The following is a 14,965-nucleotide window of genomic DNA, read 5'->3' as shown; positions in this document are numbered from 1 at the left end:
AAACAGTACTAGAGTTGCTTGACTTTTACGCAACTATAGCTCTAATTCTTGATTGTTTTGTTGTAAACGCCGTTGTTGTAATTGACGAGAGGAATTGACTAACTGCGTATTCCAATCAAGAGTTTCACACTTGAGTAACTTCGATTTTGGCAGTAGTTCTTTAACAGTCCGTGCCATATTTGGTTGAATAAAAGCTACTTGTACATGAGGAACATGACGTAATCGTTCAAAAGGTAAACTTGAGGTGTCGTCTACTGCCATGTAAAGTGTTCTGTTGTCTGGTATTCCTTTAACGTGATATTCCAGTACAAACAGTGAAATAGCATCAATGGGAGATTCACACAGCACTGCTTGAGAGCTTTTATCAGTTGCTTTGCCACCTAAAGAAAAGTAAAACCAACAAGAGCGGCGCTTAGTACCTAATTCATAACCAGAGAATGTATTAGCTGTCCCTTGTAAAAATGCGCCTTTGGTATTCCCGTCGAGATCCCGCATGACAAACACGGCATTTGCTTTTGAGTCGGCATAAATTAGCCCTTGGTTATGTAGCATCTGTACGCAATCAGAGGGGATTCCCCGTTTTTGGGTAAGGTAATTTTCAACTCTTGACCAGTTAGATTTTTCCTCAACGGGTAGGGTAAATTGGGGTGCGCTTTGAGTCTGGATAATGTCAGCCGCAACTTTTTTAGCATGAGCGATCGCTGTACGTTCTGCGCCAGCTTTCCCAAATCGTTCCCCCAACCATGCGATGGCACTGGTTTGGTTGCATTGATTAACGTGTTTCACCAAGTCGAGCGCCCCATAACCCGACAATACTAAACCATTGCCAAAGTCAGTAAATCCAGAGCCATCTATATTAATGATGTGGTTTCTTCCCACCCACTCATTGCCTTTACGCCACAGTCCCAACTCCCAAGCAACATCATCCAAAGCTAAATCAGTTGACCATTCGCTCTTGAGTCGTAATTGCTGATTATCTTGCTCTAATTGCTCAATTCGTCGCCGTAGCTCTTCATTTTCACTCGCTAGAGCTTTGGCTGTAGCTTCCATCTCCTGTTTACGCTCAGTCGCTCTGTCTCGGTCAGCCGCTTTAGCCTTTAATTGCGCTGCACTTAGCTCATCAACCTCTAAATCTCGCCCCTCCTCCACAATGCGGTAAAAATCCTTGATGTCCTGGTGCTTGGCTTTACTGCCCTTGATGCCACGCTCCAGCCCAATCAGGTGCATCGTGTTGTAGTAAGAATCTTGAAAGGCGTGGATTTTTTGCCTGCCGTCAAAGAAATGATTACAGCGCAATTGCCCTTGATCATCAATTGGCACAAAGTAAGCGTGAATATGGGGGGTGGCTTCATCCAGGTGTAACTCGGCTCTGACAATGCGATCGCCATATTCATCCGCCAACCACTGGTGAGTCGCTTCTACCCAATCATCCAATTTTTGGGGTTTATAGTAACCAGCATTGGTTGGGCAATCAGGACGGAAATAACTGGGGGAGGCACTTAGCAAAAACTCTACACAGTAAACTGCATCAGTGCGAATTTTTCGCCTCTGCTCCGAGTCCCCTATCTTGGCTAAGACTAAATCCTCTAATCGTTCATCCGGGTCAAGGCTACCGATGAACCTAATATTTTTTTGGGTGGGATCTGCGTTAGGAGTTTCACGTTCTCGTGCGGTGTGAGATGCACTCCCTGATATATTGCCCCGCTTTAATTTTTTTAATCGGGCGATCGCGTATGCCATTTTTTCTTTACGCTAAAATTTGGAAATACGAGTTTTTGGACTGGCTGAGGGAGAAACAAATATCACGCAAATTATTGCTGTTTTTCCCCGATTTTACGCCACTTTTGAAGCCTAATCGCTCAAATGCGAAAATGGGTAGATAAACGTAGTGAGTACGACTATTTTAGTCGATCCTACAGCACTTCTGGGGCAGTTCTCCCGCTATCTACAAGATTTTGCCAGTAATACAGTCACTATAATCACAATTAAAGCCTAAGTACATAACACCTGATTTTCTGGGTTTTTGGCTAAAAAACCACGTAATATCAAGGCTTTGGGGCTATTTTATTGTCAACAACTCTAAATTAATGAGAATTTATGGACTGCTTACATAATTTTTCACGGATGACTCCAGAATAAAATGGTTGATAACAGAATTTTTGAACGGCGATTCAAGGTTAACCAGTGCTAATTTGTAATTTTTAGTAGTGTTTTGTAGCACAACAAGAAAAAACAGTTATTTTTGAAGTTCATTTGCAACATTTTTGTAGTACGCATTCTCAATAATTTTGAAGTTATTGAGAATGAAAAAGAGGCTAAAAGAAGACTCAAGGCTAGTATTGACAAGGGCTGTATCGATTTAATCCCTAAAAAAGGGAGTCCAAAAAAGGTGTTGAACAACTGTCGTCTGACACCTATTTTGGACGTACAAGAATGTCAGAAAAAGATAACAAACCTGCATTTTTAGTCCAAAAAAGGTGGTGGATAACACCTTTTTAGGAGCTATTTATGACTCTTTTTGCATAGTAATTTACGCTACATTTTCCACACGTAAAACAACAGTAACCCCACTTATTTAGTAGGGTTTGCTAATAATTATAAAAGTTGGCGAAAAAAGTTATGAGTAAGCGAAGATTGTCGAGAGTTTGGTGGAGTAATTTTCAATTGATACTGCTAAATAATATATAACAATTGTTCGATAAAAGTTTTTTTGAATATTTAGAGCAATTTTGAGAACTAATGGTGAGTAAAAGAAGAGAAATGAGAACTTTTAATAATTAAATATTCAATCCTAACCAAGCTAAAGAATAAAAAATGTAATAATTGTCAGATATCTGTGTTGCTATAGTTAGAGTTTGAAAAACTATGAGTGATCCAAAACAGAAAGTAATTTCCATTAAAAGACCAAATGATAGTACCGACGGAAAAGTAATTAACTACTTACAATCTCATCCATTTGAATTTGGAATGGATCTTCCCGAATTAGTTATGTTTACGCTCAAAGTGTACTGGCTGCCCATGACACTGATCTCTTTAGGAATCAGAGGTGAAAGACTTAAGCAAACGGGAATTTGGGTAATCGGACATTTGGAAGCACAAATTAGCTCTATACGGCGAATGTGTGAAATTGATAATGACCCAGTGGCAATAAATTCTCTAATTAAACCTCATATAGCCATTACAACATCACCTGAAAAGGCATCCGTCTTAGGAAGTATATCCCAAACAAGTCAGTTCAACTCTGATAATGACCAAGAAGATGAATTGATGCAGATGGAAATTCCAGAAGAACTAAAACAAGCTAATCAGATGTTGGGTTGGCATGGTTGAAACAACCAACACTAGGAAAATCTTAAGTTTTGTTAAATAAGGGATAGAAAGATGAATAGAAAAAGCAACTCGGACTCCAAAGAGTACACAAAAGTTGCATTAACACTTGATTTAGGGGCGAGTACAGCTAAAGCTTTAGCACAGGTGTATCCAGATGGAGTGCCAATAGTAATACCAATGGAACCGGAGATAGCAGATGTAGGCTACGGTTCCATTGAGTTTTTATCAAGCCAATCCTCAGTGCAAGACAACACAGTGTGGATAGGTATTGGTGAAGAATACTATGTCTTAGGAGCGCTGTCGAAAAGTATGTTTGCTGGGTCATCAGCGATAAAAGACTTGAAATACAAGTATGCCATGCCAAAGATAGCCGCATTGATGTGGTTAGCTTGTCGTCGGTTGGGATTGGGGATAAAAGACGATTTGGAGATTTATTTACAGATATTGCTGCCACCAGGGGAAATAGCAGATGCTAATCATTTAGGCAGACAACTCTTACAGGTATTTAAGATAGGTGTACAAACCCCAACAGGGAAGTTCAAATGCAAAATCCGAAGTTTTAACGGGGCTTTGGAGGGGTCTGGGCTATTGGCGTATCGCAGTCGTAATGTCAACGTCAACTATTTTCAAAAGAACATAGGAATGTTGATGTTGGGGTATAGGAATGCTAGTTTTACACTTTCAATGAAAGGTAACTCATCAAAAGCGGAATCGACAGATTTAGGGATGAATTGGATAGTCAGTCAATTTGTTGAGAGAACTGCTGTAGGCTTATCTAAAGAAGATTCACGTTTAATTAAGGCAATAGTAGAAGCGGGAGAAGGAGATTTTGATTCATTGCGCCGATTATCACGGAAAAATAAACAACAAGACATAAATTTGGATGTAGAGTTATTTGAGAAAATATTACCGCTAGTCCGTGAAGAATACACTCGCGCTCTACTACGATGGCTAAAAGGGATAGCTGCGATGGATGAGGTTTTAATTTGCGGGGGAACAGCAAGTTTTGTGCGTCACGAGCTAACCCAACATTTTGACAATGAAGGTATTCCCATGTGCTGGAATGGTGGGATGGAACTTCCTAAATATCTGGACACAATGGGATTAGGAGATAGAGTATGTGATGTTTGGGGATCTCACATTAGTCATATCAAAATGCTGGATTTGAATCTAAGATATGACCGCCAAGATAAACCTTTAGTCCCTGATTATTATGTTCAGCCACCCGCTCCTTCCTCGTTAGCCCAGGTGAGGGTGAAAAATGGATATTTAACTAGCAAGAAGTTATATTAAACTCTTGGCTGGCAATTGAGTAAAAACTCTTGTTTAAGATGTTGCTGATGTTAGACAGAATCTCTGTCTAACATCCCCAAATTGTTTGCCTGTAAGGGTTATGCTGCATAAAGGTATTGATAAACTCACCAGTGAAATCGCCCTACAGCATGGCGGAGCATTGTCGCTAACTCTATCAGTTCAATGAATTTTCATAGCGGTAGATGATTTATATAGCTAATTGCTGTATTATCTGCCCAGTGTGAAAATAACAAGATTAAATCTCCTAAACTTATGGAGATTTAATATCTATATTTAATCTAATAATTCACAATCCTTTTACCACACAGTATGTTAACCAGGCGAAGAGCCGGACTAAGATTAGATGCCATCGACTTGCGAAAATATAGCCACCCTATACTTGCCTCAACAACGTTACTTAACGAAATCTCGCTGTCGTTCTTGCCGAACGAGTTTATTGTCATCGCTGGGGTGAGTGGTGGCGGAAAATCTACATTGATTGATGCACTCAATGGGCAACGAAAAGCCAGGGGGAAAGTATTAATTGATGGGGTTGACCTGTACAAGAACTATCACGCATTCAAGAACCTCATCGGTTATGTTCCCCAGGATGATATAGTCCATCTTGACTTGACTGTCTGGGAAGCATTCATGTTTGCTGCCCAGCTTCGAGTACCCTTTCTATCAATTAGCGAACAGCAGCAATGGGTAGAAGCAATACTACAACGTTTGCATCTGGTGGAGCGAAAGAATGTCCCAGTTAAGCAACTCAGTGGAGGACAACGTAAACGAGTCAGCATAGGAGTGGAACTCATCAGCAGCCCCAGTTTGTTTTTTCTAGATGAGGCGACATCTGGACTAGACCCAGGAACAGAATTACAAATCATGTCGTTGTTGCGTTCTTTTTGTGATCAGGCCAGTACCGTAGTCTTAATTACTCATGCAACTAAGAATGTAGGGATCGCCGATCAAGTAGTTTTCCTTGCCAAAGGTGGACGACTGGCATACGTGGGGCCGCCCAAGTTGGCATTAGACTATTTCGGGGTACAAGATTTTGATGCAATCTATCATAAAGTAGAACATCAACTCTCCCCGGCACAATGGGAAGAACGGTTTAAATCATCGGGCTACTACAAAAAGTTTGTGAGCGAGCGCCTGCAATCGCTACCGCAACAGAAGCAAGCACCTACAGCAGATAAACCTAATTTGAGAGAACAACTGGTGGTGTTGTGCCAGCGTAATCTGTCTATTCTGCTCAAAAATAAGTTGAGCTTGGCATTAATGCTGTTGGGAGCGCCCATTCTGGGGTCACTCAATTTTGTACTGTGGAAATCCGACCTGTTCAGTACCAAAACTGGGAATGCAGGGCAATCCATCTCTATGCTGTTTGTTGTGGTGGTGATGGCAATAATGTCTGGTTCACTGGCAATGATGCCGGAGATAGCAAAGGAAAGACCAATCTACAAAAGAGAAAGAAGCGTCGGCTTGGGACTAGCACCTTATCTGATATCTAAGCTGCTTCTAGCTTGGGTACTCGCTTTATACCAATCGGCGGTGCTATTTTATCTAATGCTGGGTGCAGTTGATGTTCCTGGCGCGGATACTAATACAGCAGCAATGTACTTGACCTTGTTTCTGGCATCCTTTGGTAGTATGGTGTTGGGTTTGATTGTAAGTGCCGTTGCTCCCAATCAAAGTGTAGCCCCCTTAATAATACTGGTCTTGTTAGTTTTTCAAATCGTCTTTGGCGGTGGAATACAACCAACCGAGAACCTCAATAGTAATCCCGATGCCAAGGCTTTTAGCCAATTAATGCTTTCCAAATACTCATTTGAAAATTTAGTATTTCTATCAAAAATGGGGGCAGACATAGCTGATGATTTCTGTTGGCAGAAGTCTGAAAGCCAAAGGAAAACATTACCAACTGCATTGATAGCCCAATGTAACTGTTACAACAAAAATGTGTTTACCAAGTGCGAATTTCCCGGTCTAGGGAAGATAAAAAGAACCTCGTCACTGAATAATGATTTATTAAAAGCCAATCTGTTGATTCAAAGCATTCTAGATGGTTATGAACGGCTTATATACACTGATGTATCCCGAAATAATTGGAATCTAATTTATTTAATCGGGGTCATGATATCGATATTATTTATGATTCTGCTTTTTAGAGGTTAGCGACAAAAAGCTTCTGGAATATTCCAGAAGCAATTGGTGTGTTTTGACTTTTGGCAGTAGACGATTCCACCGTTTACTAGAACTATTGTACTACGAGATAATGGCAAAATAGCTGTTTTTGATGCAAATATTAATCAAGATTTTAAATAACTATTTGAGAGATATAATTTATTGATTAATAATTGAATTATTTCACAATATTTAGTAATTTTCTCAGAAAAATCTCTAAATATCTTTCAGTAAAAAATATAAAATAATCAAATCAATGTCTTCGTAATTATTGCTACCTTATGATTAGCAAACCAACAATTTTTATTGTCAATCAAGGAAGAAGATGCCCAAGAATTGGACTTTAATAGTAGACCAGTATTTCAATGCAAATCCTAACTGTATTATTGCTACTGCTCATGTAGACACATTTCCAGCCGACCTACCCCTAGAGCCGAATATTCGTGAGCCGAACAAGAAAAGTGCAACATACAGACAAATATTTGACTCGGTGACGACTCAACCAGAAAAATTCTTTGAGCGTCATAGTGGTATCGTATTGTGTGCCAATAAAGTCAAACCCAACAGCAAAAAGACACAGCTAGAGTTAGAGGTATTAGAAGCTAATGAGGGTGGTAGTGATGGCATCATTAATGGTGGGCATACAGTTTTAGCTTTTGAGCAAGCAAGAAATTATAAATATGACCTAACCGAAGCTAGAGTCAAAGTCACAATTCATATTGGTTTAACTGAAGATGAGGCTAAGGATATAGCCTTGGCATCAAATACATCTGCCCCAGTGGATGCCCGTTCAAAAGTAAATGCCAAGGGTGACTATAAATTCCTCAAGCAGTTCTTAGCACAACTAGAACGTGAGCAAAAAACAAAGTTCAGAGTTGCATACTACCAGAACCAAAGCGGTGCGCCCAAGAGTCCACAGTGTAACGTCAACCATCTCATCAAATTAATGAATTGTTTGGATAGGAATAAATACAATCCAGACTCTAAAAGCAGAACCAAACACCCACCTGTTAGCAATACGCCGTCATTGAGCGAGGCTGAAAGACAACGGCTGTCGAAACTATTACCGTTATTGTCCAAGGGGTTATGGATTGAGCAACGACTATTTCAGGTAATCGAGGAGCATATCACCAAGCCTAAAAGAAAGGGAGTAGTTGACCTCGCCTCAATTGACCCACGCAAGAATACACTATTGCCCGATAGCAGATATTCGTTCGGTTTTAGTGCGCCGGCTGATATTGCTATGCCCATTGTTGCTGCCTACCGGGTGTTTTTGGATGAACAGTACAACTGGATTATCCCTTTTGATGATTTCGCGGAGGATTTTCTACAACATTTGTGGAATAACTACTACCGTAAATATTTGGTGTCAGAGAAACTGGCTCTCAATACTGTTGGTAGCAAAATCTGTCGTAACCCAGTTATTTGGGATAACCTCTACGTTTCGGCTCAGAGTTACCTGAATCAACAGTTACTCAAAATGGTTGACTCAAACAACAAACGCGAACAATTAACATTAGCAAATTAATATGACCGAAACGACCCAATTGCAGGTACAAGAATTAGCAAGATTTGCCCAAGAGCAAGACTTCAATCAGCAATATCGACAGTATTTTGGGGATGTTTGGGACGAAGCCGGAGTTAAAGACATTTCCAAAATGACTGTCTCTGATGCCGAACAGACCTTGAAGATACTGGCAGATAGTGAGGCATCCCCTCAATTTGTCAAATCTTTGCTGGCACAAGCGGCTGTTTCTGGTGCGCCACCGCAGGTTCTGGAGTATTTTTTAGCCAGTGATATTGATGGTGATGGGCGGACTTTGGCTCAGGAAATCTTTCAGGACGGCACAAATCCTCTGGAGCCAGATACACCCAAGACACAGGTTGTATCTCCATCCCAATCTCAAGAACCTGACTTGGAATGGGAGATTTAAAATCCTTCTCCTTTCCCCAGTTCTCAATAGCATAAACTCGCTGATTTTACTAGCAACTCCAGTACCGATTTTTTCAGTACCAAAGTTGCTAGTTCTTTTTTGAAAGCACATTTAAACTTCTTGAGTTAGGTAGATTTTCCAGAAGTTGGTGTAGTTGAGAAATCAATTACACCTGTTCTCTCAACTAACTCAACAATTAAATGAGGCGATAATTATGACTTTATTGAATATTGATAGACCTTCAGATACAAACCAAGCAAAACTGTGGGATGAGCGCGATTTATTGACCAGCGATCGCCGGCGAGAGAAGTTAGAAACTCTCCTGTGCCAAAAAGTACAACTTGGCGAAGACCCAACCTTGTGTGAGAAAGTATTAGACTACTTGTATTTTTCAACACTTCAGGACAAACTCAATCGCATTGCTGTCCAAAAAGAAAAAGAAAGGTCAGTATTTGCCTCTGTACAGCAAGTTGTTATTTTATCTTTTGCTATTCTGGGGATGTTTGCGTTCCTCGCCGCCGTTTCCAATAAGTCCGTTGTGCGTTCACCTATGGTGGAGCGAAGCTCATCGCCAACGCCCCTGGTGAACCCGCCTGCTATTGAACGGCAGGCTCCTTAAAAATACATGAATATTAAAAATGCTGAAAGTATTGGGAAAATAACACTTTCAGCTTGCATAAAATATGTGTGGATGAGCTACCAAGGCGTATCTTTGTCGAAAGGTAGTGAGCTTGGTTCTTCACAGTTTCGCAAGTCGATTTCCATCTGTTTGTGGCGTTCTAAATATGTGAGGCTCGTTGCAAGTAATCGGTTCATTTCCTGTTCGCCAAAATTGATCCCTATTTCGGCATCTCTTGCAGATACCTTGTTGTAGCTATCAACCTCCAGCTTTTTACGTCGCTCCATTTCATCTAACCAACTTTCGCTAGTTCCTCGTGCCAGTTCAGACTCCCTATATTCGGGCTTGAGAGAGCCATCTGGGTTGAACTGTTGTTTTTCTGTGGGGGTAAAGAAATCGTAGGCGGTGAAGATGGGCCAGGGTTCGGGATCTGTTTCGTCCAACCTTTTCCATTCGTCAAATTCTTCTTTCAATCTTTGAGCATAACTATCAACTGCGGCGGGATTTCTCCCTTGAGATATTTTTTGCTGTCTAACCTCATCCTTTATTGTTCCATCTGGATTAAATTCTTTGCCGTGCATATTTAGCCAACGTTTAATTCTTGTTCCTGACATATTAAACTCCTGAAAATTTTTGAATACTTAAATAAAAATATGTCTCTTGAGTTTAAGCATTTTGATACCAGACTAAACCAATGGATTCATACTGACGGAGATAATAAGAATCCTGACTCAATTTTAACTGAAAAATTAGATAATACTCTACTAGAGTTTTACTTTCCAGATAAACAATTCTCTTTTGGACATATAGATGAACATAGTACACCAGAAGATTTAAAAAATCACCCAGATGGACATATATTGTTATTATCATCCAAAACTAGATTACTATATGGTTCACCTGAATGCCTGGAAATAATTGATAAATTATGCCCTGATAGGAAAGACAGAGGAGCTTACGGCTCCATCTTTCTAGGTGGTTGTAAAAATTCAATTCATCAACAATTAAATATTTTAATTGTTGATGATTCTAATGGTGATAATGGAAATATATTATCAAATGATTTAGCCTATAAAATGGTGGGAGATTGCTATGGACAAATATCAACCCAACTTTATGAAAAGTTAACTAAACACGAAGAACAACCAGATAAAAGTTATCATGTGATTCAGCATCGCTTTGGATGGAAAGATGCTGATGGAACAGATACTAAATACAGGTTTGGGAAAGGGACACTACGACCCTATAGATTAGATAAAATAGAATATGCCAACCCAAATAATGAACCCAAAATAGATTTAATCCTCCCTCTATCCAGCTTCAAAGGCACAGATAAGGATCGCCCTGATGGAGCAAGCAAGCCACAGATCCGACCAGGGTTATACAAACAAAAAATATGGCTAGGCGAAAAGTCTCAATCCGAGCGCGGTAAAACAGCGATATCTCAGTTATTAGCCTCATTTACTCAAGGGATTAAGGACTTCGCTGAGGAACTAGAGGCACAAGCCCTGAAATTAGCCGAAATGCAGTCAGACCCCAGGAAAGTAGCAGAACTTTACTGTGAAAAGTATGAAAAACGTAAGGCTTTCACTGAGGAACAAAAAGCTGCTATACAGCAACAAATTACTGAACAAAATACTGATGGAAAATTAGCAAAACAATTAGAACTACTAACCCGGAATAAAGAATCAGAAGAATTTGAAGTAAGCGATGAACTTGACGAATCTCCGAAAGAAGATTTGTTAATGTACAGAATTATTAAAGCTGACTTAATTGGAGGACATAATCAGCTTTTAGAAACTGAGAAAGTAAGGAAGGAACTGAGTCGATTTGTACAGAATGAATGGAAAGATATTGCAATCGGGCGCACTTTAACATTTGACCGAGGGATGATAATCCCATCAAAGGAACTGAAAAACGGTGAAATATGCGTACCTTGGTTAGATGATGGGGAAAAAGTTTTAAACTTCCGTTCACCTTTTCTCAATTCTAACGGTTTGTGCGTTTCAGCTAATAAACTTGTTAAAGATAGACTTGCACCAGACGGTGCGAATTTAAAAGGTGTTATTGTCGTAAATGATGAAGACCACTCTCGCATCAAGGCTAGAATTGCTACTCTGGAAGCGCAAGGAATAGATACCGACGAATTAGACCCATTAGAAACCGAGTCAGAACGCCAGGGTAGAGACTTTGACGGTGACTGTATTGGTGTAGCCCTAGCAAGCTTATACCCTAATTTTACGGCAGAAGCCGAGTACAAGAACCAAGTTGAAAATGCTTATGCTCCCACAGTCAAACTGAAAAAACAATCGTTTTATCTACCCGATGGCACACAACCACCCTTTGAAGAAATAGCTATCCACATGAGCGATAGTATCAGTGTTGGGGTAATTAATAATCAAGTTACCGCACTGGAAGCCCTAGAATCAGAAATTGAAATCTTAAAAACTTATGGGACACCAGAACAGAAGTCTGAATATTTAGATAAGGTGTCATCTCACTATCAAGAATTATTCTCCCAAGAAAACCAAGAACGCCCTAAACCAATTAGGCAAGAGTACAAATCATACATGGAAGATTTTGTAGCTCTAGCCCAGACCGAGAGAGCGCCCCAAATCATACTTCAGGCGATGAAAGTTAATCGCCAAATGTACCGGAAGATGATTGAAGAAGGTTGTTTTCAAAACCAGATAGCGGTAGACCTGTTTAAAAGCTCTAAAACACCAGAAATGGGGTTAATTAAGGAGAATAATCGCTACTTATATCGAGATGTTAATTACATTAAAGATAAGAAATTAAAAACAATTTATTTAGACGAGGGTATCAAAACTAAAGGCTATTCCCCAGTAGAATTATTAATTATCCAAACTAATAAATATTTTCAGCAATCACAATTAGAATCACGTCCTATCGTTCAGTTTCAAGATTTATTTAAAGGAGTAGAGTTCACATCGCAGCAGAGATTAGAAGCGATCGCCACCAAATTCGAGTATGACCGACTGTTCAATGCGGCAGTGCGGATAGATATAAAGCGCGAAACTGAGCAAGGGCCGTCTGCGGTGATCCAAACGAGTCAAGGAACCCAAATCGAGGTGACGAACCTCACGCGCTATGGGCATCCCGGTATTTGGAAGGCACATACGATAAACCTGAAACTGGAAACGATAGACAGCGACCCCAGCAAAGAACGACCGCATAAATTATTAGCAAGAGCGCAAATTGATAATGAACTGACAGATGATGGCAAACCCTTGTACCGCAAGCTGGGGACAGTGAGTCAGCAGTCAGTGGCTGATTACAACCTCAAGCCAGGAATGGCTACCAATAATGCTCTACTTGTGGAATTGAAGCCAGAACTAAGCCGTAGTCAGACAAAGCTGATGTTTGATAAGGCAAACCAGTACGCCCAGAAGTTCCGAGAAAGTATACCATCAGAGCAGAGATTAGGAGCCGCCGCCGCCGCATGGAGTGTTGGTGCGGCAAGACAGGATGAACTGGAACGTAAAAATGATGGAGAGGAGGAAAATAAACAGTCTCAAACTGCAATCCAAAAGAAAATACCCAACTTTGTGTTTGCTGCATTTGGAGAAGAAATTGTTTCCCGACTGAGACAATTGCAATTTGATGAAATGACATTAGGGACATTGGGCAGCGAGGCGAACAATTTCAAAGATAAAGTTTGGCATCCCGACGAGAAATACCCGATTGAAATCAGGGCATCTCACCATCCAAGAGGACATGAGCGCCACGCTTCAAGATTAGTATTCGTACAGGATACTAATGGCGAGTACAAGGAATACGCATCGCTCGAACCAAGAACCGGACAGCTACCAATTGGTACTCAAGCTCTGGCTAATATTATCCCTGGTGAAACATACACAGCCAATGCCACGATTGCAGTTCCAGGAAAGCCGGAGGTAAATTTCACTATCAGAGAAATTGGCAAGTTCGCTTATGCAGGACAAACCTTCAATGCTGAGTCGGTGAAATTAGAGATTGGCACAAAATCAGTACCTAGTCAAACGGTGAAAATCAAACTAGACGGTAAAACTCTAGGGGAATTAGATGCTGATTCAATCAAACAGCTGCAACCATTTAATCTTGTTAAAGATGGTCAACCCTTCAACCTCAAGTTAAAAACAATTTCTGACAAAGAAAATCTGGGATTTGTGCTGGCTGAATCGCCAAACGGAAATCTACTAAGAATCAATAATATTGGACAGTATGACTACAAAGGGCAAACATTTAATGATGAAAACTATCGCAAGCTGACGTTAGAAGTATCACAAACTCAGGTCAAAGATGCAGTGTTTCTCAATGGTCAGCCGTTGGGTGTGTTGTTTTTCAAAAAAGACAAGGAAGCTCTTAAAGAACTAGGCGCTTTACAACCGGGAAAGTTGACACAGGTGCAAGCAACCCTCCAAAGTAATTTCTCGACCACTGTACTGAAAGTAGACCCAGAGAGTATTAAGTATCCCAAAAGTTGGACAAAGGAATCTCAGGCTTTTGGCACTCAAGCACTCAACCAAGAACAGCAACTTCTCTTAGAAAAGACTGCACCGATATTGCAAAAAATCAAAGAGCGTCCCACCATATTGTTCGCTAGTCCTGAAGATAAAATGCTTGGCATCACGCGCATGGCCGTGGACAATCACAAGGTGGCGACCGTCTGTCAATGGTTGCAGCAGAAGAATGTGGCGATCGCCCAAATACTACCAGACGAAGTTCCCCTAGAAACTAAAAAAGGACTAGCGGTTTTCAACTTGGTCAATTCATCTATACCTGAGTCGGTTAGTGCGGCGATGACTAAGAAGTTTGGTGCAGTGATTGAGTCGCAACAGGAGTATCAGGATATGGTGCGATCGCTGCCGAACCGCCCTCAGTCTTTACAACCGTCACAGCCGTCAATAGTCAATCAAATTGCATCAAATCGAGAGCCAACAGTTAACAATCAAGTTGTAGATTCTCAACAAAAGACTTCGCCAAATCCTCCCGTCACTATTGAAGACTTGAGGAATTGGTATGACAATGCTCATAACTTAGGCAAGCCTGATGAATACAAAAAACGCATTGTGGAAATAGGCAATGCTTTCAAAGCAGGTCAGGCGTTATCGGATAAAGCTTATGCGGCAATGCAACAGGATAAGCAAGACTTGCACAACATCAGTCGGCTCACCGAAATGGCGCAAAGGATTGGCATGGTCTGGGGACAGCCTGCCCAAGATGGTTTTACTGTGGTTAGGGGCAAAGTTTACGATTTGGCTTATAACGGAGATCGCAAAGATTTAGTCATTGCTCAAAAAGATGGAGATGTACTTTTGAAAGTTGAGACTGGCAAGATAACAGTCAACAAAATAACCCCCCAACTGTTAGAGACTTTTGAGAATGCGAATACTAAAGTTGAGGCAATCTTGAATAAACGAGATGTAGAGATGCAGCATTAAAAGTTTAAATAATTTTGTGTGATTTTACCCCCTGCGTGACCAAATTTTGAACCATAACGTGACCAAAAGTTAACGTAATTTCAAGCTTTTAAGTCACATAAATCATCACCCGATGACCCTGACTAAATTTGGATAATTTATTTTCTGCAAGTCCCTAC

9 protein-coding genes are annotated in these 14,965 nt (G+C 40.6%); 7 read left to right on the top strand and 2 right to left on the bottom strand.

The window, feature by feature from the left end; all coding sequences use genetic code 11:
* Positions 1-33 precede the first annotated feature (33 nt).
* On the bottom strand, positions 34-1,740 hold the full coding sequence (gene mobV, locus ACN222_RS27805) for a MobV family relaxase (RefSeq protein ID WP_010999754.1): 1,707 nt from the start codon (positions 1,738-1,740) through the stop codon (positions 34-36).
* A 1,125-nt stretch (positions 1,741-2,865) separates the two neighbouring features.
* Between mobV and ACN222_RS27800 the strand changes: the two genes are divergently transcribed.
* From ACN222_RS27800 to ACN222_RS27775, 6 genes are all read left to right on the top strand, one after another.
* A complete protein-coding gene (locus ACN222_RS27800) occupies positions 2,866-3,330 on the top strand; it encodes a hypothetical protein (protein WP_010999753.1) in 465 nt (154 codons plus the stop codon).
* Positions 3,331-3,381: 51 nt separating this feature from the next.
* A complete protein-coding gene (locus ACN222_RS27795) occupies positions 3,382-4,623 on the top strand; it encodes a hypothetical protein (RefSeq protein ID WP_010999752.1) in 1,242 nt (413 codons plus the stop codon).
* A 330-nt stretch (positions 4,624-4,953) separates the two neighbouring features.
* The gene (locus tag ACN222_RS27790) at positions 4,954-6,801 is read left to right on the top strand and encodes an ATP-binding cassette domain-containing protein (protein WP_010999751.1); all 1,848 of its coding nucleotides are present in this window, start codon (positions 4,954-4,956) and stop codon (positions 6,799-6,801) included.
* Between the two features lie 334 nt (positions 6,802-7,135).
* A complete protein-coding gene (locus tag ACN222_RS27785; RefSeq protein WP_010999750.1) occupies positions 7,136-8,338 on the top strand; it encodes an AIPR family protein in 1,203 nt (400 codons plus the stop codon).
* Between the two features lies 1 nt (position 8,339).
* A complete protein-coding gene (locus tag ACN222_RS27780; RefSeq protein ID WP_010999749.1) occupies positions 8,340-8,744 on the top strand; it encodes a hypothetical protein in 405 nt (134 codons plus the stop codon).
* Between the two features lie 214 nt (positions 8,745-8,958).
* Positions 8,959-9,363, top strand: a complete 405-nt coding sequence (locus tag ACN222_RS27775; protein ID WP_010999748.1) for a hypothetical protein — start codon at positions 8,959-8,961, stop codon at positions 9,361-9,363.
* A gap of 77 nt (positions 9,364-9,440) precedes the next feature.
* Here the strand turns inward: ACN222_RS27775 and ACN222_RS27770 are convergent, their stop codons facing one another.
* Positions 9,441-9,977 carry a hypothetical protein gene (locus ACN222_RS27770; RefSeq protein WP_010999747.1) on the bottom strand — a complete coding sequence of 179 codons (537 nt, stop codon included), beginning with the start codon at positions 9,975-9,977 and terminating at the stop codon, positions 9,441-9,443.
* Positions 9,978-10,016: 39 nt separating this feature from the next.
* On the opposite strand from ACN222_RS27770, the gene ACN222_RS27765 reads away from it, so the two are divergent.
* Complete coding sequence (locus ACN222_RS27765) at positions 10,017-14,807, top strand: hypothetical protein (RefSeq protein WP_010999746.1); 4,791 nt, start codon at positions 10,017-10,019, stop codon at positions 14,805-14,807.
* The last annotated feature ends 158 nt before the right edge of the window (positions 14,808-14,965 follow it).

It is taken from the genome of Anabaena sp. FACHB-595 (assembly GCF_048568275.1).
GTDB lineage: Bacteria > Cyanobacteriota > Cyanobacteriia > Cyanobacteriales > Nostocaceae > Trichormus.
The sequence above is the reverse complement of the archived record's forward strand: the minus strand, read 5'-3'. Positions and strand labels throughout refer to the sequence as shown.

Excerpts from the sequence above, each read along its gene's own strand:
- ACN222_RS27795 (WP_010999752.1), top strand. The coding sequence starts at position 3,382 with ATGAATAGAAAAAGCAACTCGGACTCCAAAGAGTACACAAAAGTTGCA.
- ACN222_RS27790 (WP_010999751.1), top strand. The coding sequence starts at position 4,954 with ATGTTAACCAGGCGAAGAGCCGGACTAAGATTAGATGCCATCGACTTG.
- ACN222_RS27785 (WP_010999750.1), top strand. The coding sequence starts at position 7,136 with ATGCCCAAGAATTGGACTTTAATAGTAGACCAGTATTTCAATGCAAAT.
- ACN222_RS27765 (WP_010999746.1), top strand. The coding sequence starts at position 10,017 with ATGTCTCTTGAGTTTAAGCATTTTGATACCAGACTAAACCAATGGATT.
- ACN222_RS27775 (WP_010999748.1), top strand. The coding sequence starts at position 8,959 with ATGACTTTATTGAATATTGATAGACCTTCAGATACAAACCAAGCAAAA.
- ACN222_RS27800 (WP_010999753.1), top strand. The coding sequence starts at position 2,866 with ATGAGTGATCCAAAACAGAAAGTAATTTCCATTAAAAGACCAAATGAT.
- mobV (WP_010999754.1), bottom strand. The coding sequence starts at position 1,740 with ATGGCATACGCGATCGCCCGATTAAAAAAATTAAAGCGGGGCAATATA.
- ACN222_RS27770 (WP_010999747.1), bottom strand. The coding sequence starts at position 9,977 with ATGTCAGGAACAAGAATTAAACGTTGGCTAAATATGCACGGCAAAGAA.
- ACN222_RS27780 (WP_010999749.1), top strand. The coding sequence starts at position 8,340 with ATGACCGAAACGACCCAATTGCAGGTACAAGAATTAGCAAGATTTGCC.